General features: G+C 67.2%; 23 protein-coding genes and 1 tRNA gene. 14 read left to right on the top strand and 10 right to left on the bottom strand.

All coding sequences use genetic code 11. From position 1 onward, the window contains the following. The first annotated feature begins 165 nt into the window (after positions 1-165). From SJY20_RS17600 to SJY20_RS17585, 4 genes are all read left to right on the top strand, one after another. A complete protein-coding gene (locus tag SJY20_RS17600) occupies positions 166-1,257 on the top strand; it encodes a DUF4167 domain-containing protein (RefSeq protein WP_380788447.1) in 1,092 nt (363 codons plus the stop codon). A 146-nt stretch (positions 1,258-1,403) separates the two neighbouring features. Then, on the top strand, positions 1,404-1,832 hold the full coding sequence (locus tag SJY20_RS17595) for a CBS domain-containing protein (RefSeq protein ID WP_380788445.1): 429 nt from the start codon (positions 1,404-1,406) through the stop codon (positions 1,830-1,832). A gap of 145 nt (positions 1,833-1,977) precedes the next feature. Then, positions 1,978-2,070: transfer RNA gene (locus SJY20_RS17590), tRNA-Ser, on the top strand. Positions 2,071-2,590: 520 nt separating this feature from the next. After that, the gene (locus SJY20_RS17585; protein ID WP_380788443.1) at positions 2,591-3,583 is read left to right on the top strand and encodes an MBL fold metallo-hydrolase; all 993 of its coding nucleotides are present in this window, start codon (positions 2,591-2,593) and stop codon (positions 3,581-3,583) included. Between the two features lie 22 nt (positions 3,584-3,605). Here SJY20_RS17585 and SJY20_RS17580 read toward each other — a convergent pair whose 3' ends face one another. Then, positions 3,606-3,767 carry a DUF1674 domain-containing protein gene (locus SJY20_RS17580; protein WP_380788441.1) on the bottom strand — a complete coding sequence of 54 codons (162 nt, stop codon included), beginning with the start codon at positions 3,765-3,767 and terminating at the stop codon, positions 3,606-3,608. Between the two features lie 95 nt (positions 3,768-3,862). On the opposite strand from SJY20_RS17580, the gene SJY20_RS17575 reads away from it, so the two are divergent. From SJY20_RS17575 to purH, 4 genes are all read left to right on the top strand, one after another. Then, positions 3,863-5,140, top strand: coding sequence for an RsmB/NOP family class I SAM-dependent RNA methyltransferase (locus SJY20_RS17575; protein WP_380788439.1), 1,278 nt, complete (start codon positions 3,863-3,865; stop codon positions 5,138-5,140). Between the two features lie 195 nt (positions 5,141-5,335). Next, positions 5,336-5,995, top strand: a complete 660-nt coding sequence (gene rpe / locus SJY20_RS17570; protein ID WP_380788437.1) for a ribulose-phosphate 3-epimerase — start codon at positions 5,336-5,338, stop codon at positions 5,993-5,995. After that, positions 5,992-7,731 (top strand): heparinase II/III family protein, encoded by a 1,740-nt coding sequence (locus SJY20_RS17565; RefSeq protein ID WP_380788435.1) that lies wholly within the window; start codon positions 5,992-5,994, stop codon positions 7,729-7,731. The genes rpe and SJY20_RS17565 overlap by 4 nt, the downstream gene beginning before the upstream one ends. 110 nt (positions 7,732-7,841) lie before the next feature. Next, complete coding sequence (gene purH, locus SJY20_RS17560; RefSeq protein WP_380788433.1) at positions 7,842-9,404, top strand: bifunctional phosphoribosylaminoimidazolecarboxamide formyltransferase/IMP cyclohydrolase; 1,563 nt, start codon at positions 7,842-7,844, stop codon at positions 9,402-9,404. Positions 9,405-9,438: 34 nt separating this feature from the next. Here purH and SJY20_RS17555 read toward each other — a convergent pair whose 3' ends face one another. From SJY20_RS17555 to SJY20_RS17530, 6 genes are all read right to left on the bottom strand, one after another. Continuing rightward, positions 9,439-10,953: a lipopolysaccharide biosynthesis protein gene (locus tag SJY20_RS17555; protein WP_380788431.1), complete on the bottom strand. Its 1,515-nt coding sequence runs from the start codon at positions 10,951-10,953 to the stop codon at positions 9,439-9,441. Between the two features lie 115 nt (positions 10,954-11,068). Next, positions 11,069-13,828: a DNA polymerase I gene (gene polA / locus SJY20_RS17550; protein WP_380788429.1), complete on the bottom strand. Its 2,760-nt coding sequence runs from the start codon at positions 13,826-13,828 to the stop codon at positions 11,069-11,071. A 200-nt stretch (positions 13,829-14,028) separates the two neighbouring features. Further along, positions 14,029-15,087, bottom strand: a complete 1,059-nt coding sequence (locus SJY20_RS17545; protein ID WP_380788427.1) for a serine hydrolase — start codon at positions 15,085-15,087, stop codon at positions 14,029-14,031. A gap of 158 nt (positions 15,088-15,245) precedes the next feature. Continuing rightward, a complete protein-coding gene (gene nadB / locus SJY20_RS17540; protein ID WP_380788425.1) occupies positions 15,246-16,823 on the bottom strand; it encodes an L-aspartate oxidase in 1,578 nt (525 codons plus the stop codon). A 223-nt stretch (positions 16,824-17,046) separates the two neighbouring features. Then, positions 17,047-18,825 (bottom strand): putative bifunctional diguanylate cyclase/phosphodiesterase, encoded by a 1,779-nt coding sequence (locus SJY20_RS17535; protein ID WP_380788423.1) that lies wholly within the window; start codon positions 18,823-18,825, stop codon positions 17,047-17,049. Positions 18,826-18,908: 83 nt separating this feature from the next. Beyond that, positions 18,909-19,172: a hypothetical protein gene (locus SJY20_RS17530; RefSeq protein WP_380788421.1), complete on the bottom strand. Its 264-nt coding sequence runs from the start codon at positions 19,170-19,172 to the stop codon at positions 18,909-18,911. Here SJY20_RS17530 and SJY20_RS17525 point away from each other — a divergent pair. Continuing rightward, positions 19,162-19,530, top strand: coding sequence for a lysozyme inhibitor LprI family protein (locus SJY20_RS17525; protein WP_380788420.1), 369 nt, complete (start codon positions 19,162-19,164; stop codon positions 19,528-19,530). The two genes, SJY20_RS17530 and SJY20_RS17525, sit on opposite strands and share 11 nt — an antisense overlap. A 60-nt stretch (positions 19,531-19,590) precedes the next feature. On the opposite strand, the gene SJY20_RS17520 is transcribed toward SJY20_RS17525, so the two are convergent. After that, positions 19,591-20,514, bottom strand: a complete 924-nt coding sequence (locus SJY20_RS17520) for an ABC transporter ATP-binding protein (RefSeq protein ID WP_380788418.1) — start codon at positions 20,512-20,514, stop codon at positions 19,591-19,593. Positions 20,515-20,752: 238 nt separating this feature from the next. Between SJY20_RS17520 and SJY20_RS17515 the strand changes: the two genes are divergently transcribed. Further along, complete coding sequence (locus SJY20_RS17515; protein ID WP_380788416.1) at positions 20,753-20,986, top strand: zinc-finger domain-containing protein; 234 nt, start codon at positions 20,753-20,755, stop codon at positions 20,984-20,986. Positions 20,987-21,004: 18 nt separating this feature from the next. Then, a complete protein-coding gene (tldD, locus tag SJY20_RS17510) occupies positions 21,005-22,432 on the top strand; it encodes a metalloprotease TldD (RefSeq protein WP_380788415.1) in 1,428 nt (475 codons plus the stop codon). Here the strand turns inward: tldD and SJY20_RS17505 are convergent. Together SJY20_RS17505 and SJY20_RS17500 are read right to left on the bottom strand one after the other, a co-directional pair. Then, positions 22,429-22,725, bottom strand: coding sequence for a CcdB family protein (locus tag SJY20_RS17505; protein ID WP_380788413.1), 297 nt, complete (start codon positions 22,723-22,725; stop codon positions 22,429-22,431). The two genes, tldD and SJY20_RS17505, sit on opposite strands and share 4 nt — an antisense overlap. Continuing rightward, complete coding sequence (locus SJY20_RS17500; protein ID WP_380788412.1) at positions 22,725-22,964, bottom strand: type II toxin-antitoxin system CcdA family antitoxin; 240 nt, start codon at positions 22,962-22,964, stop codon at positions 22,725-22,727. The genes SJY20_RS17505 and SJY20_RS17500 overlap by 1 nt, the downstream gene beginning before the upstream one ends. 46 nt (positions 22,965-23,010) lie before the next feature. Here SJY20_RS17500 and SJY20_RS17495 point away from each other — a divergent pair, with 46 nt between their 5' ends. From SJY20_RS17495 to SJY20_RS17485, 3 genes are all read left to right on the top strand, one after another. Further along, positions 23,011-23,559, top strand: a complete 549-nt coding sequence (locus SJY20_RS17495) for a pyridoxamine 5'-phosphate oxidase family protein (RefSeq protein WP_380788771.1) — start codon at positions 23,011-23,013, stop codon at positions 23,557-23,559. A gap of 10 nt (positions 23,560-23,569) precedes the next feature. Beyond that, positions 23,570-23,767 carry a DUF2007 domain-containing protein gene (locus tag SJY20_RS17490; protein WP_380788411.1) on the top strand — a complete coding sequence of 66 codons (198 nt, stop codon included), beginning with the start codon at positions 23,570-23,572 and terminating at the stop codon, positions 23,765-23,767. 141 nt (positions 23,768-23,908) lie between these two features. Beyond that, positions 23,909-24,247, top strand: coding sequence for a P-II family nitrogen regulator (locus SJY20_RS17485; protein ID WP_380788409.1), 339 nt, complete (start codon positions 23,909-23,911; stop codon positions 24,245-24,247). Positions 24,248-24,267: the final 20 nt, after the last annotated feature.

The raw sequence follows: 24,267 nt of genomic DNA, 5'->3' as shown, positions 1-24,267 counted from the left end.
ACAGTTCGTTGATTTTGAGCGGTGGCTCGCACCCTTCACCATGTCGTTCGAGTCCGGCGATCATGGCAGGTCCGCTGCCCTTATGGGCGCGGCATGGGTTCGCAGCGCGGCGAAACCCGAATTTGGTTTGAGGACCGAAGTTTTCTTGAGCACAGGAACACAAGCTTGATCAACAACCGGCAAGCCGGCCGCCGTCGCGGTCGTGGCAACAACAATGGCGGCGGCAATGGTGGCGGCGGTGGCGGTGGCCAGCGTCAGGGCGGCGGTGGTGGCCAGGGCAGTCGCGACACCGGCAACCGGATCGACAGCCGCGCGCGCGGTAACGCGACCCAGCTGTACGAGAAGTACAAAAACCTCGCGCGCGACGCGCAGATGCAGGGCGACCGCGTCAACATCGAATATTACCTGCAGTTCGCGGACCATTATTTCCGCGTCCTGAGCGAGCAGCGTACCCGCCTCGAGGAAAGCCAGCCGCAGCACGCGCCGCGGCCGCGCATCCAGCAGCCCTTCGACATCAACGGCGACGACGACTACGCCGATGAAGGCGAACCGATCCGCGCCGGCGAGCAGCAGGGCGACCAGGCCAACGCGCAGGGCAATAGCCAGGGCAATCCGCAGCCGCAGAATGGCGGCCAGCGCCAGGACCGCGACGACCGTCCGCGCTACGATTCGCAGCGCAGCGACAATCGCCAGCGCGACGGGCAGCGTGATGGCCAACGCGAGGATCGTCCTCGCAACGAGCAGCGCGAAGATCGTCCGCGTAACGAACAGCGCCAGAGCCGCGACGAGCGTTTTGCGCGGGACGAGCAATCGCGCCAGCCGCGTGACGAACAGGCGCAGGAGGGCCAGCCGCAGGAGGCTTCACGCGAGGTCCAGCCGCGCGCCGAGCGCAGCGACTATCGCGATGCGCCGGCCCGTACGCCCCGCGCACCGCGTGCACCTGCACCGGTCCAGGCGGACGAGGCGGCAGAGCAGCCTGCGCTGCCGCTGGCCGCGACGCTGCCCGCCAACGACCAGAGCGAGGGTGTCGAATTCGCCGCTGCAACGGAAGAAAAGCCCCGTCGCCGCGGTCGTCCGCCGCGCGATCGCAGCGCCGACGACGCGGCGCCGGTTGCTGCCACCGCAGACGCCGATCGCTTGCCGGCATCGCTGGGAATCTCCGCCGCCTCGGCGCCGGTCGTCACGGATGGCGAGTCCGAGGAAAAACCCCGCCGTCGTCGCATCCGCACCGCGGCGAGCGAAGTGCAGGTCGGCTGATCCTGCCGTCTGGATGCTGAAAAGGCCGGTACCGCGATGGGCGGTGCCGGCCTTTTTCATGGCCGCAAGCATCTTCCCATCGGCCCGCAAACATGGTCTCTTGCCGACGCGGCGCGACAGACGCCCGAGCAGAGCGGAGAGCGGACATGACGATCGCGGCGATCCTGCAGACCAAGGGCGGCGACGTGCTGTCGCTGGCGCCCGACGATACGCTGAGCCAGGCGATCGCGTTGCTCGCCGACAAGCGGATCGGCGCCGCACCGGTGATCGAAAATGGGCAGATCCTCGGCATCTTCTCGGAACGCGACGTCATCCGCTGCCTGAACGCGGATGGCGCCGCGGCGCTCGACAAACGGGTGCGCGACGCGATGACCACGCCCGTGCGCTCGGTCGACCGCAACGAACCGGTGATCGGCGCACTGTCGCTGATGACGCGGCAGCGGATCCGTCATCTCCCCGTGGTCGATGGCGGCACGATGATCGGCTTCGTCTCGATCGGCGACCTGGTCAAATACCGCATCGACCGCATCGAGGCCGACGCCGCCGCCATGCGCGAGTATATCCAGTCGGTCTGAGGCTTGCTGGGTTGTCGTCGACAGGTGCGGGACCGGGTCGCCCGATCGACAGCACCCAGCCAAACCCAGGGGATCGCCGCACCGCGCGCGTTTCACGTTGACGGATTTTTACCCAAGCCCTAGGGAAACAGCCGCTACCAGGCCTGGAGACGTGGGTGAGTGGCTGAAACCAGCGGTTTGCTAAACCGCCGTACCGGGTTTACTGGTACCGAGGGTTCGAATCCCTCCGTCTCCGCCATCATTTCATTCTCGACGTTCCGCTAAGCGTGCAGCGTCCTAAGGCGGACGACTTTAAGCATTCCGAAACGGCGTTCGTATGTGCGATCGGTACAGCACGGTTCCAACAGGGGCGGGCCGGTCAAACAATCTATAGGGGCGAGCTTAGTACTCAAATCACGAAACCGATGGTATTGGAACCGTAAAACGTCAATTTCACGCAAGCTGTTAATTAGAAATTTAGTAAATCTCATAATCGGTGCGGGATAAAGTAATAGAGCAATCCTAAAGAAGTATGCGCTGTAATGAATGGACCCGTTCGGCGGCTTCCGCAGGCGAACGTCAGTTCTAAGTGGGCAACCCGGGGAGGTAAAACGTGCATCTTGGGGCCTCGGGAGGCCAGGCCCGAAGCTGGGGACAGCAAGCGTGACAATGCCTGGAAGCGCGGCTGGCTGTACCGGCATATCATCCTAGACGCTGCGTCCACGTCGCTGCTTCCGATGCGGGTCGCTTTGATGTGTGGCAGGCGCTAGGCCGGCGCGATGGCGCGCAATCGTTATTATCAGGGACCGATGAGCGACCATTTCGATGGCGTTCGCTTCTTCAATCCGGGCCAGGCGCCGGACACGCACGGCGTAGTGGACCTGCTGCGCTGGCGGTTCACCGGCGACAAGGCGGGCTGGCCGGACGCGGTTCCGATCGTTCCCGCCAGGCCCGAACCCAGGGTCGACGGGCTCCGCATCACCATGGTGGGTCATGCGACGCTGCTGATCCAAGTCGCGGGGCTTAATATCCTGACCGATCCGGTCTGGTCGGAGCGCGCGAGTCCGTTCGCGTTCGTGGGTCCGAAGCGGGTCACGGTTCCGGGGATCTCATTCGACGACCTGCCGCCGATCGATGTCGTCCTGCTCAGCCACTGCCATTACGACCATCTCGATACCGCGACGCTGCGCCGGCTGCAGGCCGCGCACGATCCGCTGATGGCGATGCCGCTCGGCAACGATGCGATCGTCCGGGCTGCGGTGCCGGGGGCGCGGTGCGTCGCGGGGGACTGGTGGGATCGGCTGCCGCTGGCCGACGGGATCGCCACGACGCTGACGCCGGCCTATCATTGGGGCAACCGCTGGCCGTCCGATGTTCGCATGGCGCTGTGGTCCGGGCACCATCTGTCGACGCCGGCCGGTACGATCTGGTTCGTGGGGGATACCGGCTATGAGGACGGGCGTATCTTTGGCGATATCCGCGCACGACTGGGGGCGACCGATGTCGCGCTGATTCCGATCGGTGCGTACGCGCCGCGGTGGTTCATGGCGCCGCAGCATGTCGATCCGGCCGAGGCGGTGCGGATCTTCGGCGATGTGGAGGTCGGTCGCGCGCTGGGGATCCACTGGGGGACGTTCCGGCTGACCGACGAGGGGCGCGAGGCGCCGCGCGAGGCTCTCGCCCTGGCAGTAGCGGCAGCGGGGATTGCGCCCGAGCGTTTCGTCGCGGCAGAGCCGGGTCGGGTCTATGATTTCGAGTCCCACCCATCCTAGGCGCGAGCGGACCGCGAAACGCCTAGAAATCGATCGCGATGCCTTTCAGCTCCCAGTCGCCATAGCGCACCGGGTTGCGACCCATCGGGTCCTCGCGCGGCTCGGGCACGGCCTCGGGTAGCGGCACCGGCGTATTCGGCGACAGATAGACGGGGGGCTTCACATGGTCCGGGCGCTGGCCCATCGCGGGTCTCCGAGTTGCGGGTTTGCGTTCTAGCGTTCACATGGGGGCGGTCGCGCGGTTTTGCCACGCACGCGATACCGAAGCGAAGGACCTTGATGCCCGATTATACGCATGCACCCGAGCCGCTCGGCGTGCCCACCCGCCGCGCCGCGATCCGCCTGCTCGACGCGGTCCTGCGTCGCGGCGAGGCGCTCGAAGCGGCGCTGCCCGCGGCGACCCGCGCGATCCACGGACCCGATCGCGGGCTGGCGCATGCGATCGCTGCCGAAACGCTGCGCCGTCTGCCCGATCTCGACGCGCTGATCGACTCGGCGACCAAGACCAACCTGCCCGACGATGCGAAGGCGCGGATGGCGCTGCGCATCGCGCTGGTCCAGACCTTGGTGCTTGGTACGCCCAGCCACGCGGCGATCGCGACCGTGCTGCCGCTGGTCGACGGCGGTCCGCGCAAATTGGTGCACGGGGTGTTCGGGACGCTGTTCCGCGCCGGCGTGCTGCTGCCCGAGGTTCCGACGCTGCCCGCGCCGGTCGAACTGCGCTGGGATGCGGCATGGGGCGAGGAGGTGGTCGACGCGGCCTGTGTCGCGATCGCGGTGCCGCCGCCGCTCGACCTGACGATCGCCGATCCGTCCGAGACCGAAGGCTGGCGCGAGAAGCTCGGCGGGGTCAGCTTCATGCCGGGTCATCTGCGGCTCGGCGACCACGACTCGGTGCCCGACATGGACGGGTTCGCGGATGGCGCATGGTGGGTGCAGGACATCGCCGCCTCGCTACCCGCGCGGTTGATCGGCGCAGGCGCAGGCCATGTCCTCGACCTGTGCGCCGCGCCCGGTGGCAAGACGCTGCAGCTGGCGGCGGCGGGCTGGACCGTCACATCGGTCGACAATTCGCAGAGCCGGATCAAGCGGCTGCGCGAAAACCTGTTCCGCACGCATCTGAAGGCCGAGGTCATCAATGCCGACATCCTCGACTGGGCGCCGGCCGAGCCCGCCGATGCGGTGCTGATCGATGCGCCGTGCAGCGCGACCGGCATCTTCCGCCGCCATCCCGACGTGCTGCACCGCGTGCGCCCGTCGATCATCGCCGAGACCGCCGCGTTGCAGGCGCGGATCTTCGCGCGGGCGGCCGACTGGGTGAAGCCGGGCGGGACCCTGGTGTACGCGACCTGCTCGCTGGAGCCGTCGGAGGGCGAGGCGCAGCTCGATGCGTTCCTGGCGGCGCGCAGCGATTATTCGGTGGTGCCGGTGGAGCAGGTGGAGTTGCCGGACGGCATCGCGCCGACCGAAGCCGGGACGGTGCGCACCTTGCCGGGGATGCTGGCGGACCAGGGCGGCGCGGACGGGTTCTTCATCGCGCGGTTGCGGCGGAACTGACGCAACGCCATTCGTTGCAAATGCGTCGTCACCCCGGCGAAGGCTGGAGCATCCCGGTTCTGGCCGGATGCCCTCCCCACGAAGACCCCAGCCTTCGCTGGGGTGACGGGATGGTATGAGGTCGGGGTATTGCCCCGCACCAAGTCCGGGGTGACGGATACTTCCGCCCCTGCCAATCCCGCGCTAGGACACCCTATGCATCCCGTCCGCATCGCTCCGTCGATCCTCTCCGCCGACTTCTCCAAACTCGGGGAGGAGGTGCGCGCGATCGACGCGGCGGGGGCGGACTGGATCCATATCGACGTGATGGACGGGCATTTCGTCCCCAACATCTCGTTCGGTCCGGCAGTGATGAAGTCGGTGCGCGGCGTGACGACCAAGCCGTTCGACGTCCATTTGATGATCTCGCCGGTCGACGCCTATCTCGACGCGTTCGCCGAGGCCGGGGCGGACTGCATTACCGTGCACTACGAGGCGGGCCCGCACATCCACCGCTCGCTCCAGCGCATCAAGACGCTGGGCAAGCGCGCCGGCGTGGTGATCTGCCCCGGCACGCCTGCCAAGATGCTCGATTACCTGCTCGACATGGTCGACCTGGTGCTGGTGATGAGCGTCAATCCCGGCTTTGGCGGGCAGAGCTTCATCCCAAGCCAGCTCAAGAAGATTTCCGCGATTCGCAATATGATCGAGAAGAGCGGGCGCGCGATCGACCTGGAAGTCGATGGCGGTATCGACGCGGCATGGGCGAAGCGGTGCATCGAAGCGGGGGCCGATGCGCTGGTGGCCGGCACGTCGGTGTTCCGCGGCGGGCCGTCCGCATACGCCGCCAACATCGCGGCGCTGAGGGGCGATTGACCGACAACCGCACTCCGACCGAGCCGGCGCCCGACGGGATCGACGAGGGTCGGCGGCTGATCCGGCTCGGCGGCGACGCGGCACTGTCGCTCGCCGATCGGCTGGCGGAGCGTTTCCACCGGCTGACGTGGCGGACGCCGATCCATTCGATCCGGCTGAAGGGGCGTTATCCGCTGAAGCTGATCGCGGTGCCGGACGATCCGGTGATGGGCGACGTCGGGCGTGGCCTAGCGCTGCTCGAAGGCGTGATCGGGCTGCGCGGCGAGACGCGCGATATCGAGACGCTCGATCTGGCCAAGCCCGATTGGGGCAAGCCGTTCGCCGAACATCTCCACAGCTTCGCCTGGCTGCGCGACCTGTCGACCGTCGCGACGCGTGCGCGGGGCGCTCCGATCGCCGAGCATCTGATGAGCCTGTGGCTCGGTGCGCATGCCGATACCGTCGGCGGTATCGCGTGGCGACCGGACCTGTGGGGCCGGCGCATCCTGTTTTGGACGTGCCATGCGCCGCTGATCCTGTCGTCCGCCGACCTGATCTATCGCTCGAAGGTGCTGAATGCGCTCGCGCGCGGCGCTCGGCACCTCGATCGCGGTGCCGATAAGGCGCCTGCGGGTGCGCCGCGGATCGCGGCGTGGTGCGGGGTCGTCGCGGCCGGGTTGCTGATCCCTGGCGGCGAACCCCGACTGGCGTTCGGCGAGGCTGGGCTGCTCCGCGCGCTCGGTACCGGGCTGTTCGACGATGGCGGATCGGTGTCGCGCAGTCCGGCGATGCTGCTCGACACCATCCAACTGCTCAGCATGCTGCAGGAAACTTACGCGGCGCGTCGGATCGACCTGCCCGAGCCGATCGCGGCGACGTTGACCCGGATGGTCGCGGCATTGCTCGGCGTGATGCACGGCGATCGCGCGCTGTCGAGCTGGCAGGGCGGCGGGCCGTTCGCCGCGACCGAGGTCGCCGCGGTGATCGAGGCGAGCGGAGTGCGCACCCGGCCCCTGCGCCAGGCGCGCGACTGGGGGTATCAGCGGCTCGCGGCGGGGACCGCGGTGCTGATCGTCGATGCCGCGCCGCCGCCGGTCGCGCGACTGGTCGAGGGCGGCTGCGCGTCGACGCTGGCGTTCGAATTTTCGGATGGGCCGGCGCGGATCGTCGTGAATTGCGGCGGCGCGCGTGCGGGCGTGGCGCAGCTGCCGGCGACGCTGGCCGAGGGGTTGCGCTCGACCGCGGCGCATTCGACGCTGACCGTCGCGGACAGCAATTCGACCGCGATCCATGCCGATGGCACGCTGGGGCGCGGCGTCGCCGAGGTCGAGCTGAGCCGCCAGGAATCTGACGCCGCCAGCAGGATCGAGGCGAGCCACGACGGCTATGTCCGCCGCTGGGGCTTCGCGCATCGCCGCCAGCTGATGCTGACCGGCGACGGCAAGGAACTGCGCGGCGATGATGCGCTGCTGCCGCAGGGTCGCAAGCGTCGCGCCGGCCCGACGCCGTTCGCGATCCGTTTTCATCTCGGCGCAGGCGTGCAGGTGTCGATGACCGCCGACGCGCTCGGCGCGATCCTGCGGCTGCCGGGTGGTGCGCTCTGGCAGTTCCGGTGCCGCGGCGGGCTGCTCGCGGTCGAGGACAGCGTGTGGATCGATGCCGATGGCCGGCCGGTCTCGACGCAGCAGCTGGTGGTGACCGGCGAGGCTGCGGCCGGTGGGGCGAATGTCAGCTGGGCGGTGAAGAAGGCGTTGTAGCGGGTAGCTGCTCCCCTCCCTTCCAGGGAGGGGAGCAAACGCACCCCGTTCCCTCTGCGGCCAACCGAGGCTAAGGCCCGCGGCATCCCCGCTGCCGACGAAAGACACTCATGACCAGCATCCCGATCAAGCGCGCGCTCCTGTCCGTCTCCGACAAGACCGGGATCGTCGATCTCGGCAAGGCACTCGCGAGCCACGGCGTCGAGCTCGTCTCGACCGGGGGCACCGCGACCGCACTGCGTGCCGCCGGGCTCGAGGTCCGCGACGTCTCCGACCTGACCGGCTTCCCCGAGATGATGGACGGCCGCGTCAAGACGCTGCACCCGATGGTCCATGGCGGGCTGCTGGCGGTGCGCGACGATGCCGGCCACGCCGCGTCGATGCGCGAGCATGGCATCGGTGCGATCGACCTTGTCATCGTCAACCTCTACCCGTTCGAAGCCACCGTCGCGAAGGGCGCGGATCGCGACACCGTGATCGAGAACATCGACATCGGCGGCCCCAGCATGGTGCGATCGGCAGCGAAGAACCACGCCTATGTCGCGATCGTCACCGATCCGGCCGATTACGCGCTGGTAGCGGGCGGCAGCACGACGCTCGACGATCGCAAGCGGCTCGCGGCGAAGGCGTTCGCGACCACCGCCGCGTATGATTCCGCGATCGCGACCTGGTTCGGCACGGTCGACCAGGGCGAGACGTTCCCCGAGACGCTGCCGATCACGCTCAAGCGCGGCGACACGCTGCGCTACGGCGAGAACCCGCACCAGTCCGCCGCCTTCTATACCGCGACCGGCGATGTCCGCGGGATCGGCCAGGCGCGGCAGGTCCAGGGCAAGGCGCTCAGCTATAACAACCTCAACGATGCCGACGCCGCGCTGGAACTGGTCGCGGAGTTCCGCGATGCCGCGCCCTCGGTCGTCATCGTCAAGCATGCCAACCCCTGCGGCGTCGCCACCGGCGCGACGCTGGCCGAAGCCTATGCCGCGGCGTTCGCGTGCGACACCGTGTCGGCGTTCGGCGGGATCATCGCGGTCAACCGCAAGCTGGATGCCGAGACGGCACGCGCGATCACCGGTATCTTCACCGAAGTCGTCGTCGCGCCCGATGCCGACGAGGAGGCGATTGCGCTGTTCGCCGCGAAGAAGAACCTTCGCCTGCTGCTCACCGGCGAGCTGCCGGATCCGGCGCGCGGCGGGCTGTTCGCGAAGTCGATCGCCGGCGGCTGGCTCGTCCAGGGTCGCGATAACGGAACGCCCGGCGAATTGACCGTCGTCACCAAGCGTCAGCCGACCCCGCAGGAACTCGCCGACTGCCGCTTCGCCTGGACCATCGCCAAGCACACCAAGTCGAACGCGATCGTCTATGCCAAGGACGGCAGCACCGCAGGGATCGGCGCCGGGCAGATGAACCGCCTCGAATCCGCACGCATCGCAGCGTGGAAGGCAAAGGACGCGGCGGACAAGGCGGGCTGGGCGACGCCGCGCACGATCGGCTCCGCGGTGGCGTCGGACGCGTTCTTCCCGTTCGCCGATGGCCTGCTGGCGGCGGTCGAGGCGGGGGCGACCGCGGTGATCCAGCCGGGCGGTTCGATCCGCGACGCCGACGTCATCGCCGCGGCGGACGATGCCGGGCTGGCGATGGTGTTCACCGGAATGCGCCACTTCCGGCATTGATGGTCACCCGGCGTTCGCTGGGGCGAACGCCGGGTCAGCGCACCGGGGATCCCGAATGCGGCAAGGTCGCCGGTTCGATCCCCGGCGTCTTGCCGAACAGCGCACGGTCGGCCGGCCCGAACGCCCATTTCCACAGGATGAAGAGATAGGTCGCGGCGATCGCGGGCTCGCCGACCACCAGCTCGACCCATTCGAACCGCTTGGGCAGCGCGGTGAACGCCCCGCCGACGACGATCGCCGCCAGCGCGGCGATGACGAGCGGCATCCGCCACGGATTGACCGAGGCGCCGAGCAGATGGCCGAGCAGCTTGGCCTTGATAACCGAAGTCAGCGTCACCGACAGCATCAGCGCGATCGCCGGCCCCGCCGCTTGATAATTGACCGGATAGCCGAGCGCGCGGATCGCGAAGATGAGCACGAAGCTGAGACCGACCTGGAACGTCAGCATCCCGCCCGAGATCATCAGATTCCGATGCCGCGCGATATAGACCAGCGCGGATTCGCTGACCGCGCCGGTCGACGCCAGGAACTCGGCGGTCAGCAGGAAGGCGAGCGCCGCGGTGCCGGCCACGAACTGCGGCCCGACCACGCCCATCACCGCTTCGCCGGGGATCGATCCCATCAGCGCGAGCCCCCCTTGTGCCGCCATGATCCAGAACGCGACCTGCCGCACCTGGTTGGCGATCGCGAGGCGGTCGTTGACGGCCAGGCTCTGCGTGATCACCGGCCCCAGGATCGGGTCGAAGCTGGTCTTGAGCTTCTGCGGCAGCGATGCGACCTGTTGCGCCATGTAATAGATGCCGACGATCTTGGGTTCGAACATCACGCCGAGGATGAAGCGGTCGACGTTGCGGCTGCCCCATTCGAGGATGTCGGCACCGGCCAGCGGCGCGTTGGCGCGGGCCAGCGCATAGAGCGGGCGCAGCTGCGGCGACCAGCCGCGCGGGATGCCGTAGCTGCGCAGGAACGGCACCAGGCTCGCGATCAGCGCTGCCGTCATCGACGCGATATAGCTCAGCACCAGCCCGTCGCGGATCGTGTAATAGCTGAACGCCCAGGCTGCGATCGAGATCGTCCACGGTTCCACCACCGCGCGCGCCGTCACCGCCGCCTTGACGTTCAGGCGGTACGCCAGCGCGGCCAGGCTGACGTCGGACCACGCGATCGCAACGATGATCAGCGGCAGGAACCGGTCCAGCCCGGTGATCGCGCTGTTCGGGTACATGATCTCCGGGAAGGTGCAGAGCACCGCGCTCGCGATCATCGAGGCGACGAACGCGACCGCCATGCCGTCCCACACCACGCAGCCATGCGGGCGATCGGACTTGCTGAGCGCCTGCGCCAGCCCGCGCTTGAGCCCGAGCGTGGCGAGCAACGCGGCGAGCTCGACCACGACGACCGCGATCGCGAACCGTCCGACCAGGTCGGGGCCATAGATCCGACCGGCGATGAACAGGAACGGGATCCGTGCCGCCAGCCGCAGGATGAAGCCGGCGATGTTGGTGCGACCGCCCTTGGCGAGCGTGTCGATATGCGCGGTGTCGGTCACGATCGTACGACATCGTTGCGCAACGCCGCGGCAAAGCCGCGTCGGTCGGAGCCGAGGCTCCGCCGGCCGCGCTGATGCGAGTCAGCCGGACGTGGCCGGCTGCCGCCCTGCGCGCTCAATGCGCCGCGCCCCAGCTCGCGCCAGTGCCGATCTCGATCCCCAGGGGTACGTCGAGGACGACCGCCGGCTCGGCCGCGGTCGCCATCACTCGTTCGATCACCGGCTTTGCCGCCTCGACGTCGCCTTCGGGGAGTTCGAAGACGAGTTCGTCGTGCACCTGCAACAGCATCCGCACGTTCGGCAGCCCGGCCTCGAGCAGCGCGGGGCCCATCCGCACCATCGCGCGCTTGATGATGTCGGCGCTGGTGCCCTGGATCGGCGCGTTGATCGCGGCGCGCTCGGCGCCCTGGCGTTCGTGCTGCAGCTTCGATTTGATCCGCGGGAAGTGCGTCTTTCGCCCGAACAGCGTCGAGGTATAGCCCTTCTCGCGGACGAACTCGGTGGTCGCCACGATGTAGTTGCTGATGCCCGGGAAACGATCGAAATAGCGGTCGATCATCGACTGCGCCTCGTCCGCGGTCACGTCGAGCCGCCCCGCCAGACCCCAGCGCGAGATGCCGTACAGGATCGCGAAGTTGATCGTCTTGGCGCGGCCGCGGGTGTCGCGATTGACCTCGCCGAACAGCTCCTGCGCGGTCAGGCTGTGGATGTCGTCGCCGTTCGCGAACGCCGCCTTCAACGCCGGCACGTCGGCCATGTGCGCGGCCAGCCGCAGCTCGATCTGGCTATAATCGGCGGCGAGGATGACGTTGCCGGGCTCCGCCACGAACGCGTCGCGGATCTGGCGGCCGATTTCGGTGCGGATCGGGATGTTCTGGAGGTTCGGATCGGTCGACGACAGCCGCCCGGTCTGCGCGCCGGTCAGCGAATAGGACGTGTGGACGCGGCCCGTCGCGGGGTTGATCTGCGCCTGCAGCGCATCGGTATAGGTCGATTTGAGCTTCGACAGCTGGCGCCAGTCGAGCACTTGGCGGGATATCACCGCGCCGGGCGAATCCTTGTCCGCGGCGATCCGTTCGAGTTCGGTGACGTCGGTCGAATACACGCCGGACTTGCCCTTGCGGCCACCCTTGATGCCCATCTTCTCGAACAGCACGTCGCCCAGCTGCTTGGGGCTGCCGATCGTGAACGGCCCGCCGGCGAGCGCGTGGATCTCGGTTTCCAACGTCGCCATCTGCGTGGAGAACTCGCCCGACAGCCGCGCGAGGACTTCGCGGTCGACCTTGATCCCGTGCATCTCCATCTGCGCGATGACCGGGACGAGGGGGCGGTCGACCATCTCGTACACGCGCGTCGCGCCTTCGGCGGGCAGGCGGCGCTTGAACCGGCGCCAGAGGCGGAGCGTCACGTCGGCGTCCTCGGCGGCGTAGCGCGTGGCGGCCTTGAGGTCGATTTCGTTGAAGGTGCGCTGGCTCTTGCCGGTGCCGACGACGTCCTTGAACGCTATGCAGCTGTGCGAGAGGTGGGTCGCGGCGAGTTCGTCCATGCCGTGGCCGTGCAGGCCAGCATCGAGGTCGAAGCTCATCAGGATGGTGTCGTCGAACGGCGCCACGCGCAGCCCGCAACGCCCGAGCACGATCATGTCGTATTTGAGGTTGTGCCCGATCTTGAGCACCGCCGGATCCTCCAGCAGCGGCTTGAGCTTCGCCAGCACGACGTCGCGCGGCAGCTGCACCGGGTTCTCGGCGAGCAGGTCGGTGCCGCCGTGTGCGATCGGGATATAGCAGGCGAGGTTCGGGTGCAGCGCCAGGCTGACCCCGACCAGTTCGGCGCGGGTCGCGTCGATCCCGGTGGTCTCGGTATCGATCGCGACCCAGCCCTGATGCTGTGCGATCGTGATCCAACGGTCGAGCGCGGCCTCGTCGACGACGGTCTCGTAGCCGTCATGGTTGCAGGGTTCGTCGGCATCGAGATCGGCGACGACGGTCGATTGCGGGACCGGCGCATCGGCCACCGCCGACAGCTTGGCGATCAGCGACTTGAAGCCGTGATGTTCGAGGAACGCCCGCAGCGGTGCGTCGGGGATGCCCTTGAGTTCGAGGTCTTCGAGCGGCTCGGGCAGCGCGACGTCGCATTTGAGCGTGACGAGCACCTTCGACAGCCGCGCCATCTCGGCATGCTCGATCAGATTGTCGCGCAGCTTGCCCTTCTTCATGCCGTCGGCGGCGGCGAGCACGGATTCGAGATCGCCGTGCTCGAGGATCAGTTTTGCCGCGGTCTTGGGGCCGACGCCGGGGACGCCGGGGACGTTGTCGACGCTGTCGCCCATCAGCGCGAGCACGTCGCCGAGCTGCGCGGGCGTGACGCCGTGGAATTTCTCCGCGACATGCTCCGCGCCGAGGCGGCGGTTGTTCATCGTGTCGTACATGTCGAGCCCGGGCTCGATCAGCTGCATCAGGTCCTTGTCGGAACTGACGATCGTGACTTCCCAGCCCTGCGCGAGTGCGGCCTTGGAATAGCAGGCGATGATGTCGTCGGCTTCGAGGCCCTCGGTCTCGATGCACGGCAGGCTGAACGCCCGCGTCGCATCGCGGATCATCGGGAACTGCGGGACGAGATCCTCGGGCGGGGGCGGACGCTGCGCCTTGTACTTGTCGTAGAGATCGTTGCGGAAGGTCTTGCTCGACTTGTCGAGGATGACCGCCATGTGGGTCGGGCCGTCGGCGGCGTGAACCTCGTCCGCGAGCTTCCACAGCATCGTCGTATAGCCATAGACCGCGCCGACCGGCTCGCCATGCTTGTTGGTGAGCGGCGGCAGGCGATGATAGGCGCGGAAGATGTAGCCGGAGCCGTCGACGAGATAGAGATGGGGCATCGCCGGGAGATAGCGGATGCGCGGGCCGGGACCAATGCCGGAAGCGTGGCGCGGGGGGAACAGTGAGGGGGAAATCGTGTCTTGGCCAGGACGTCACCCCAACCACGCCGTCACCCCGGGCTCGTCCCGGGGTCCAGGGTCAAGCGGCGTAGCGCTCGTGGCTCTGGATGCCGGGACGAGCCCGGCATGACGGGGAAGGGTTAGTTCCGCCCACCCGCGTAGCTCGCGACCGCGGCGGCGACCGACTGGATCAGTTGCTGGCGTTCGCGGATCGGGCGGATGGTGTCGCCGACCATCACCGCAATCGCATAGCGGCGACCGTCCGGCGCGGTCAGCAGGCCGACGTCGTTGAACCCCGCGTTGCGGGCGCCGAGATCCTGGCCGGTGCCGGTCTTGTGCTGGATCGTCCAGCCGGGCGGCAGCGCGGCGCGCAGGCGGGCGCGACCGGTCACCGAGGCGCCCATCGTATCGAGCAGGATCCGCGTGGAGGTCTCGCTGAGCAGTTCGCCGCGCGCCAGCCGGGCGAGCGAATCGGCGATCGCGATCGGTGCGGCGCCATCGGGCGGGCTTGCGACATAGGCGTCGAGGGCCGCGGCGCGCACCGCGGGCGACAGCCGCGATCGCGCGATCAGGAAGCCGTTGTCGACTGCATAGGAAGGCTGCCAGGTCAGGCCGGCGGTCTTGGCCTGGAGATAGCGTTCGCCGGGGCCGAAGCGGATGTCGCCGAGCCGCTTGCGCTCGATCATCGACCGCACCGCGGTGGGACCGCCGACGAAGGTCAGCAGCCGGTCATTGGCGGTGTTGTCAGAATGGGTGAGGGCGCGGGTGAGCAGGTCGCCGACGGTGGTCTGGTATCCGGCGCCCTTGACCAGCATCGCGATCGGCTGGTGGAACAGCGTCAGGTCCTGCGGCCGGACCAGGATCGGTTCGTCGAGCCGCGCCTTGCCCTGGTCGCGCAGGTCGAGCAGCGTGATCGCGACCCACAGCTTGCTGACCGATTGCTGCGGCAGCGACAGGCGGCCACCGGCCTCGACCGTCCAGCCTTCGTCGACCGCACGGATCGCGATCCCGGCCTTGCCGGCGAAGCCGCGGTGCAGCGCGTCGATCGTCGCGACCAGTTGCGACGGCGCGGTGCGGACGGTGCGGGGCGCGGGGGGCGGCACCGGGATCGAGACGCTGATCGAGGGTTCGACGGCGGGGGCACGCGCGCTCTGCGCCGGGCGCGACGACGCGCCGCAGCTGCTAAGCGCGATGGCCATGCCGATGGCGACAAAAGAGCGCGCTACTGTCACCGAAACCATGCGTGAAAAATGCCTTACCGTGCGCCGCGATCCTTATCCTGTGATTCCCCATGGGAAACCGTGCACGGGCGATGCTGCGGTGAAGCGCGCGCCGCGCGGGTTCAACCGCAGACCGGTCATGGAACCAGCACCGTATCCACCGCCTCCGGCAGCGTCTGGGGGTAGTCGAGCGTGTAGTGGAGCCCGCGACTTTCGTGGCGGTGGAGCGCGCTGCGGACGATCAGTTCGGCGGTCTGGAGCAGGTTGCGGAGCTCGATCAGGTCGGGGGTGACGCGGAAATGCTGGTAATATTCGGCGACCTCGTCGGTCAGCAGCTTGATCCGGTGCTGTGCGCGTTCGAGCCGCTTGGTGGTGCGGACGATGCCGACGTAATTCCACATGAAGCGGCGGATCTCGGTCCAAGTCTGCTGGATCACCACCTCTTCGTCGGAGTCGGTGACGCGGCTTTCGTCCCATGGCCGGATCGGTGGCGGCAGCGGCAGGCTGTCCCACGCCGCGGCGATGCTGTCGGCCGCCGCTTCGCCGAACACGAAGCATTCGAGCAGCGAATTGCTGGCGAGTCGATTGGCGCCGTGCAGCCCGCTCTCGGTGCATTCGCCGGCCGCATAAAGACCGGGCAGGTCGGTCTTGCCGTGCTCGTCGATGACGATCCCGCCGCAGGTGTAATGCTGTGCCGGCACCACCGGGATTGGCCCCGCGGTCATGTCGATGCCCAGGCCCATCAGCTTTTCATGGATGTTCGGGAAGTGGTGGCGGACGAAGTCGGGCGGCATGTGGCTGATATCGAGATGGACATAGTCGAGCCCGTAGCGTTTGATCTCGGCGTCGATCGCGCGAGCCACCACGTCGCGCGGCGCGAGCTCCATCCGCTCGGGGTCGTAATAGGTCATGAAGCGCTTGCCGGTGGTCGGGTTGATCAGCCGCCCGCCCTCGCCGCGCACGGCTTCGGTGATCAGGAAATTCTTGACCTCCAGATTGTACAGGCAGGTCGGGTGGAACTGCATCATCTCCATGTTTGAGACGCGGCATCCCGCGCGCCACGCCATCGCGATGCCGTCGCCGGTCGCGCCGCGCGGCGCGGTCGAGAACAGATAGGTCCGGCCCGCACCACCGGTCGCGAGGATCGTCGCGCGTGCGGTGTACAAATTGACGCGCCCGGTCAGCTTGTCGACCGCATAGACGCCCCAGACATGCCCGGCGCCCGAATAGCGTTGCTCGTGCCGCCCGGTGGCCAGGTCGATCGCAACCTGGTTCGGCACCAGCGTGATGTTCGGGTGGGCCTCCGCCGCGCGTTGCAACGCCTCCTGCACCGCCCAGCCGGTGGCGTCGGCGACATGGACGATCCGCCGGTGGCTGTGGCCGCCCTCACGCGTCAAATGGAGCGCATTGCCCTCGGTCTCGAACGGGACGCCGAGATGCGTCAGCCGCTCGATCGCGGCGGGTGCGCCCTCGACCACCATCTCGACGATCGCGCGGTCGTTGAGCCCGGCGCCCGCGACCATGGTATCCTCGACATGGTTCTCGAAGGTGTCGCCGGGTTCCAGCACCGCGGCGATCCCGCCCTGCGCCCAGGCGGTCGACCCCTCGTTCATCGCGCCCTTGGCCAGCACGGTGACGGTGAAGCGATCGGCGAGGTTGAGCGCTGCGGTCAGGCCGGCGGCGCCCGATCCGACGATCAGGATGTCGCTGGTCATGCCGACCGCCCTCGTGCAGCTAGGCGAATGTTGTCAACGTTGAGACGGTAGCGCGGTTTTGCCGTGCGCCCGTGGCTCCGCGCGGGGGCGGGCAGCGCGGGCGCGCCGGATAAGCGGGGGGAGAAGCGGGGGGCGACACGATCCTGCATGCGGCCGCTCTGGCATAGAATTGGGGCTGTAGGACAGGGGGTCCGCAGCGTGCGCCGTCAGTAAATGTGTCTGGCTACCCGGCCACCGCGCGCGGCGGCGTGCCCAGCTGTTCGGTCATCCACAGTTCGAACTGCGCAGTCTCCATCGGCCGTGCGAACAGGAAGCCCTGCGCTTCCTCGCAGCCGATCTGCCGCAGCACGGCGGCGGCTTCCTCGGTCTCGACCCCCTCGGCGACGACGCGGAAACCGAGTTTGTGCGCGAGCCCGATCATCGCCTCGATCAGGACGAAATCCGAACCGTGCGCTTCGACGAGGTCGCGAACGAAGGCCTGGTCGATCTTGACGACCTGCACCGGCAACCGGTGGAGATAGGCCAGGCTGCTGTGTCCGGTGCCGAAATCGTCGACAGCAAGGCATATCCCCGCCGCGGCGAGTTCGCCCAGCATCGCCAGCGCGTCCTCCGGCTGGTCCATGATCGCGCTTTCGGTCAGTTCGATTTCCAGCAGGTCGGGCCGGATGCTCTGCTTCAGCAGCCCCAGCTGGATGCGCTGGATCAGGTCCACCTCGACCAGGTTGGCGGCAGAGATATTGACCGACAACGCGACGTCGAGGCCGTCCCGCTGCCACTGCGCGAGCTGGTCCATCGCCGCATCGAGCACCCATTGCGTGGTCGGTCGCGCAAGCGAGGTCTGTTCGATGAGCGGGATGAATTCCGCCGGCGATACCGGCCCGAGCCGCGGATGCTCCCACCGGAGGAGGGCCTCTGCACCGACGCACCGACCGTTGGCGAGGTCGATACGCGGCTGGTACACCAACCGCAACTGGTCACCCGCCTCCAGCGCAGTGCCGAAATCGCGCAACAGGGCGTATTGGCGACGGTGCGCGGTGTCCTTGTCCGGCGAGAAGACGGCGATCGATCCGTCGGCCTGACGCGCATCCTGCGCTGCGCTGGCGGCACCGCGCAGCACGTCGTCCGCCAGGTCCTGACCGAGCACGAACGGTCGAACGCCGATCGCGACGCTGGTCACGAAACGGACGGTCGACGATGCCCGTGCTGCCGCGAAGCTGGTCCGGAGCATGTCGAGATAGACATCCTGATCGATATCGGGTGGCGCCAGAAACGCGAACTGGACCGTGCCGACATGATAGCCGGTCCGTTCCGGACCCAGCGAGCGGAGCAGCGATCGGCGGGCCTCGCGGATCAGTGCATCGATCCGCGCCGCGCCCATGACGCGTGCGATCCGGCTGACCTGGTCGTCGCGGGCAAGGTCGATGACGACGGCGAGGCGCGGTTCGAGAGGATGGTCACGCGCGAGATCGATCAGGTCGTCGCGGAACTGGCTTCGGTTCGGCATCCCGCTGACCGGATCGATCCGCCCGAACGCATGCTGCAGTTCGATCTGGGCCATGACCATCGCAGCCAGATCGGCGAGCGCGGCCATTTCATCGGTAGACGCCTGCCGCGGCTCGGTGCCGAGCACGCATAGCGCGCCGAGTGCGAAGCCGTCACTGGTGACCAGCGGCGCACCGGCATAGAAGCGCGTGCCGGCCTGCCCGAGCACGCTGTCCGCGTAGTCGGGGTCTGCGCGCAGATCCTCGATGATCAGCGCGCGCCCCTCATCGGTTACCTGCGCACAGGGCGCCCCCTCGCGGGGGATGCTGGCATGATCTATCCCGACCCGCGACTTGAACCATTGGCGGTCGCGATCCGTCAACGATACTGCCGCTACCGGTAGCCCGAAGATCTGGCTGACCATCCGGGTGATGCGATCGAAGCTTTCGGCCGGCGGCGTATCCAACAGCTTCAACTGGTAAAGCGCGTCGAGCCGTGCTTCTTCCTGATATTCGATCACGCGGTACTCCTGTGTCGGGTACCGTAGACCGATAAGCCTTAATAACCTATGTTATACAGCATTGGGCGGCGATCACGCCGACGCTAACCGAGCTGTCGCAACGCGACCTGTCGTTCGCTCCCGTAACGCTTCTTCAAATAGCCAAGCCCGTTCTTGTCCACATAGGCTTCGCGGATATCGTACAGCGCGTTGACCAGATTGCGCTCATAGTCGCGCCGGTCGCCTTCGGGCGGCGGTCCGACCTGCTGCACCGCCTGCGCGACCAGCTTCGGCGCGCGACCTGCCGTCTTGAAGGAAACGCAAATGCGGTTGAGGGTTACTGGATTTCTCGCGACGATGCTGATCACCGGTTCGCTCGGGAGCGTCCCCGTCGCGGCGGCCGCGCCGCAGGACGTGACCGAAGGCTTCTCGCGCGCCTACCAGGCCTGCATCACCTATGGCGAAACCCACAACACAACTGCGATCCCCGAGGGCGAATGCGATGCGCGCGAAATGCGCGCGCAGGACGCCCGGCTAAACGCGGCGTACAAGGCGGTGGTCGCGCGGCTGTCGCCGACGCGGAAGGCCGACCTGCGCACCGACGAGCGCAACTGGATCGTCGCGCGCGACCAGAAATGCGGCAAGCTGCCCGATCCCGACCTCGTGACGGAATGCAAGATCGACCAGACGATCAAGCGCACCGCCTATCTGCGGCGCTACAAGTAAGCCGTCTGGGTTAGTTTAGGCCGCCCGTCCTGCGTTAGCGCGGGACGGGCGGCCCGACGCTCAGGCGTTGGCGGCGCGCGTCAGGCTCAGGAAGACGTCCTCGAGGTCGGGTTCCTTGGTCGAGACGTCGACGATGCCGAACCCGGCGCTCTGGACCGCGGCGAGCACTTCGCCCGCGTTGACGCGGTCCTTGGCGTAGGTGATCTCGAGCGTGCGGCTGCCCTTCAGCGCGATCTTGCGGAAGCAGGCGTTGGCGGGGACATCGGTGACGTCGCGGTCGACGGTCACCGCGACGATCTTTTCCTGCGCCTTGCCGACCAGTTCGCGGGTCGGTTCGTTGGCGATCAACTGGCCGTTGTTGATGATCGCGATGCGGTCGCACAGCTCCTCGGCTTCCTCCAGGTAGTGCGTCGTCAGCACCACGGTGACGCCGGCGGCGTTGAGGCTGCGGACATAGCTCCACAATTGCTGGCGGAGTTCGATGTCGACGCCCGCGGTCGGTTCGTCGAGCACCAGTACCGGCGGCGAATGCACCATCGCTTTTGCGACCATCAGCCGCCGCTTCATCCCGCCCGACAGCGTCCGCGCATAGGCGTGCGCCTTGTCCTCCAGATGCACCGCGCGGAGCAGCTCCATCGTGCGGCGCTTGGCTTTCGGCACGCCGTACAGCCCGGCCTGGATCTCCAGCGTCTCGAACGGCGAGAAGAACGGGTCGAACAGGATCTCCTGGTTGACGATGCCGATCGATGCCTTGGCGTTGCGCGGGTGCGCGTCGATGTCGAACCCCCAGATCGAGGCGGTCCCGCTGGTCTTGTTGACCAGGCCCGCGAGCGTGTTGATCAGCGTCGACTTGCCCGCGCCGTTGGGCCCGAGCAGCCCGAAGATCGTGCCCCGCGGGACGTCGAACGTCACCCCGTCGAGCGCGCGCTTGCCGCCCGCATAGGTCTTGCACAGATTCGAGATGGCGATCGCGGCTTCGGTCATGGCTCCGCCATAGCGGGGGCCATCGGGTAGGTCATCCCCGGAAGAAAGAAGGGGGTTCACGCGGAGGCGCGGAGACGCGGAGGGTGTATCGCCCGGAACGGGCGCTTCGTTCGAACAACGCTGGTGATAGCAAAGGTCGCTTCGCGACAGGTGCGACACCTCCGCGTCTCCGCGTCTCCGCGCCTCCGCGTGAACAAATCTTCTTCCTTCGCGCGCCGCATGCCGCTATCCGCAACCCATGCATCCGCCGCTAGAAACCACCCGCGTCTCCCAGCACCGTGTCGCCTGCGACGGGGCCAGCGATATTCCCGGTGGCGCGGCACTAGGCCATCCGCGGGTGTGGCTGCAGATCGACGAGAGCGGCTATGTCGATTGCGGCTATTGCGACCGCCGCTTCATTTTGACCGGCGGTCCTGCCGATGGCGCTGACCAGTCCAGCCTGCGCGACCATGGGGATGGCGCCGGGCGCTAAGCGTCTTATATCCGTGGCATGACGATAGCCGCAGATCCCCGCTCGTTCCTTTACCGCGACACGCTCGACCCCGAGCAGGCGCAGGCGCTAACCGCCAAGGCGCTGGCGCATGCCGATGACGGCGAACTCTATCTCCAGTACCGCAAGGCCGAGGCGTTTGGGTTCGACGACGGCCGGCTGAAGACCGCGAGCTACGACACCAATTCCGGGTTCGGCTTGCGCGCGGTGTCGGGCGAGATGACCGCGTTCGCCCACGCCAACGAGATGACGCCCGCCGCGATCCGCCGCGCGGCCGAGACGATGACGCTGATCGAGCCGAGCACGGCGCCCAAATCCGGTCCGCCGCAGGGGACCAACCGCCACCTCTACACCGCTGCCGACCCGCTCGATCTGGTGCCGTTCGCCGACAAGGTGAATTTGTGCCAGACCATCGACGCCGCCGCCCGCGCGCGCGATCCCCGGGTCGCGCAAGTCTCGGTCAGCCTGTCGGGCAGCTGGTCGGTCATCGAGATCGTCCGCGCCGACGGCTTCGTCGCAACCGATGTCCGCCCGCTGGTGCGCCTCAACGTCACGATCGTTGCGGAGCAGAATGGCCGCCGCGAGACCGGGAGCTACGGCATCGGTGGACGCTATCTGTACGACGACCTGTTCAAGCCCGAGACCTATGATCGCGCGATCGACGAGGCGTTGTCGCAGGCGTTGGTGAACCTCGACTCGATCGCCGCGCCCGCGGGTGAGATGACGGTGCTGCTCGGCAATGGCTGGCCCGGCATCCTGCTCCACGAGGCGATCGGCCACGGGCTCGAAGGCGATTTCAACCGCAAGGGCACATCCGCCTTTTCCGGCCGGATCGGCGAGCGCGTCGCGGCGCCCGGCGTCACGGTGGTCGACGATGGTTCGCTCCAGGATCGCCGCGGCTCGCTGTCGATCGACGACGAGGGTACGCCGACGCGCGAGACCGTGCTGATCGAGGACGGCATCCTCAAGGGCTATATGCAGGACCGCCTCAACGCGCGGCTGATGGGCGTCGAGGCGACCGGCAACGGCCGCCGCGAGAGCTATGCGCACGCGCCGATGCCGCGGATGACCAACACCTTCATGAAGGCCGGCAACGACGATCCCGCCGAACTGCTGTCACGCGTGAAGAAGGGCATTTTCGCGAAGGCGTTCGGCGGCGGCCAGGTCGACATCGTGTCGGGCAAGTTCGTGTTCAGCTGCACCGAGGCGTATCTGATCGAGGACGGCAAGCTGGGCGCGCCGATCAAGGGCGCGACGCTGATCGGCGACGGGCCGAGTTCGCTCACGCGCGTTCGCGGCATCGGCAACGACTTCGCGCTCGATGAAGGCATCGGGATGTGCGGCAAGGCCGGGCAGAGCGTCCCGGCGGGTGTCGGTCAACCGACGTTGCTGGTGGATGGGCTGACCGTTGGGGGCACCGCGGCCTAATAGTTGCCGATTAAAGTATCGAGCGCTGCCTCGATCCGCAGATAGTCGTTCGTAACAGAGCAGATGTTCGTACGCATCGTGTTCGCCAAGATCGTTGCGATCAGGTAGGTCATCATGATTCTGGAGACGCCGGCGACTTGAAGGATCGGCGTCAACCGGCTCTCGGGCGGCGTCTCGTTGCTTGCCATAAGCAAGGGGACGACAACTCGGGTCCTGAGATGACCGAACGCTTCGCTTTGAATATCGAGAACGACGTCACCGGTAACTAGCCGGTACACGTCGAATTGGGCCATCAGAGGATACGGAGATCGGCAAGCGGCAACCCGTGCTGCTCGATCCACGCATTATGAGCGTCCACCCATTCGCGATTGGCGGCGTAGAATTGACGACTTCGTTCGGCGCCGACCGCCCGCCGAAGCATGTCTGTGTCCATTCCTGCTACGTTCAGTCCAAGCGCATTTGCCTCGGCCGCAAAATTTCTTGGCGATCGTGGTGCGCAGGGTTCGGCAGGATGATCGATCGACGTTGCCATCTCGCCAAGATATGCTTGGTGGCTGAAGGCGTCAACGATGGAGCCCATGATGCAGTTCTTCGATGCGCTGACCGACGATCATCGCACGTTCGTGGCGCGGCAGCCGGTGTTCTTCGTCGCCACCGCGGCGGCGGATGCGCGGATCAACCTCAGTCCGAAGGGCATGGACAGTTTCCGTGTGCTCGACGCCAACACCGTCGCGTATCTCGATGTCGGTGGCTCGGGCAACGAGACGCATGCGCATCTCGCCGCGGACGGGCGCATCACGATCATGTTCTGCGCGTTCGACCGGCCCGCGCTGATCTTCCGGATTTATGGCCATGGTCGCGCGGTGCTGCCGCAGGACGCGGGCTGGGATGCGTTGTACGCGCAGTTCACGCCGTTGCCGGGGACGCGACAGATTTTCGTGATCGATATCGACGAGGTCCAGACCAGCTGCGGCTGGGGCGTGCCGTTCATGGCATTCGACCGCGAGCGGCGGACGCTGTCGAAATTCCACGCCGGCCAGTCGCGCGACGAGCGGCTGGCGGAATGGGCGGACCATACGCACAGCATCGACGGCCTGCCGATCCGCGTGTCGACGGTCGCACCATGAGCGCCGTTCGATGAGTCTCGCAGAACTCGGCCGTTTCGACCGGATGGAAGCGCACATCATCGTCGGGCGCCTGGAAAGCGAAGGCATCCCCGCGATCGCGTTCGACGGGGAAACCTCGATCGGCGATGGCAGTTGGCTGCTGATTCCGGTCCGCGTGATGGTCGACGAAGACGATCTGGCGGAGGCGAGGTCGATCATCGCTGCCTGAAAATAAGGCAGTTTCGTTACGCTGCCCGATTTTTATCTGAAACGTATGGGGTTTTGCCCCCGAAACAGCGTTCAGCGCTGTGAGCGAACTCTGGCACGCACATTGCAAAGCGTTCCCTGTGCAACTGGGGAAGGGGGCGCGATGAAACTCGTCATTGCCATCATCAAGCCGTTCAAGCTGGACGAGGTCCGCGAGGCGCTCACCGAGATCGGCGTGGCCGGTATGACGGTCACCGAGGTCAAGGGTTTCGGCCGCCAGAAGGGCCAGACCGAGATTTATCGCGGGGCCGAGTACAGCACCAACATGGTGCCCAAGATCAAGGTCGAGGTGGTCTGCGCCAGCGATCTCGCCGACCGCGTGGTCGAGACGATCCAGGCATCGGCCAACACCGGCGCGATCGGCGACGGCAAGATCTTCGTGCTCGACGTCGGACAAGCGGTGCGCATCCGCACCGGCGAAACCGATGACTCGGCCCTGTGATGACGAACGACGTGAGGGGG

Source organism: Sphingomonas sp. R86521 (assembly GCF_042466235.1).
In the GTDB taxonomy this organism is placed as follows: Bacteria; Pseudomonadota; Alphaproteobacteria; order Sphingomonadales; family Sphingomonadaceae; genus Sphingomonas.
This window is presented reverse-complemented; position numbering and strand designations above follow the sequence as displayed.

What these genes read in the sequence shown, in the direction of transcription:
- SJY20_RS17595 (WP_380788445.1), top strand. Translation starts at nt 1,404, where the DNA reads ATGACGATCGCGGCGATCCTGCAGACCAAGGGCGGCGACGTGCTGTCG.
- SJY20_RS17585 (WP_380788443.1), top strand. Translation starts at nt 2,591, where the DNA reads ATGGCGCGCAATCGTTATTATCAGGGACCGATGAGCGACCATTTCGAT.
- SJY20_RS17580 (WP_380788441.1), bottom strand. Translation starts at nt 3,767, where the DNA reads ATGGGCCAGCGCCCGGACCATGTGAAGCCCCCCGTCTATCTGTCGCCG.
- SJY20_RS17575 (WP_380788439.1), top strand. Translation starts at nt 3,863, where the DNA reads ATGCCCGATTATACGCATGCACCCGAGCCGCTCGGCGTGCCCACCCGC.
- rpe (WP_380788437.1), top strand. Translation starts at nt 5,336, where the DNA reads ATGCATCCCGTCCGCATCGCTCCGTCGATCCTCTCCGCCGACTTCTCC.
- purH (WP_380788433.1), top strand. Translation starts at nt 7,842, where the DNA reads ATGACCAGCATCCCGATCAAGCGCGCGCTCCTGTCCGTCTCCGACAAG.
- polA (WP_380788429.1), bottom strand. Translation starts at nt 13,828, where the DNA reads ATGCCCCATCTCTATCTCGTCGACGGCTCCGGCTACATCTTCCGCGCC.
- SJY20_RS17545 (WP_380788427.1), bottom strand. Translation starts at nt 15,087, where the DNA reads ATGGCCATCGCGCTTAGCAGCTGCGGCGCGTCGTCGCGCCCGGCGCAG.
- nadB (WP_380788425.1), bottom strand. Translation starts at nt 16,823, where the DNA reads ATGACCAGCGACATCCTGATCGTCGGATCGGGCGCCGCCGGCCTGACC.
- SJY20_RS17525 (WP_380788420.1), top strand. Translation starts at nt 19,162, where the DNA reads ATGCTGATCACCGGTTCGCTCGGGAGCGTCCCCGTCGCGGCGGCCGCG.
- SJY20_RS17520 (WP_380788418.1), bottom strand. Translation starts at nt 20,514, where the DNA reads ATGACCGAAGCCGCGATCGCCATCTCGAATCTGTGCAAGACCTATGCG.
- SJY20_RS17515 (WP_380788416.1), top strand. Translation starts at nt 20,753, where the DNA reads ATGCATCCGCCGCTAGAAACCACCCGCGTCTCCCAGCACCGTGTCGCC.
- tldD (WP_380788415.1), top strand. Translation starts at nt 21,005, where the DNA reads ATGACGATAGCCGCAGATCCCCGCTCGTTCCTTTACCGCGACACGCTC.
- SJY20_RS17505 (WP_380788413.1), bottom strand. Translation starts at nt 22,725, where the DNA reads ATGGCCCAATTCGACGTGTACCGGCTAGTTACCGGTGACGTCGTTCTC.
- SJY20_RS17500 (WP_380788412.1), bottom strand. Translation starts at nt 22,964, where the DNA reads ATGGCAACGTCGATCGATCATCCTGCCGAACCCTGCGCACCACGATCG.
- SJY20_RS17495 (WP_380788771.1), top strand. Translation starts at nt 23,011, where the DNA reads ATGATGCAGTTCTTCGATGCGCTGACCGACGATCATCGCACGTTCGTG.
- SJY20_RS17490 (WP_380788411.1), top strand. Translation starts at nt 23,570, where the DNA reads ATGAGTCTCGCAGAACTCGGCCGTTTCGACCGGATGGAAGCGCACATC.
- SJY20_RS17485 (WP_380788409.1), top strand. Translation starts at nt 23,909, where the DNA reads ATGAAACTCGTCATTGCCATCATCAAGCCGTTCAAGCTGGACGAGGTC.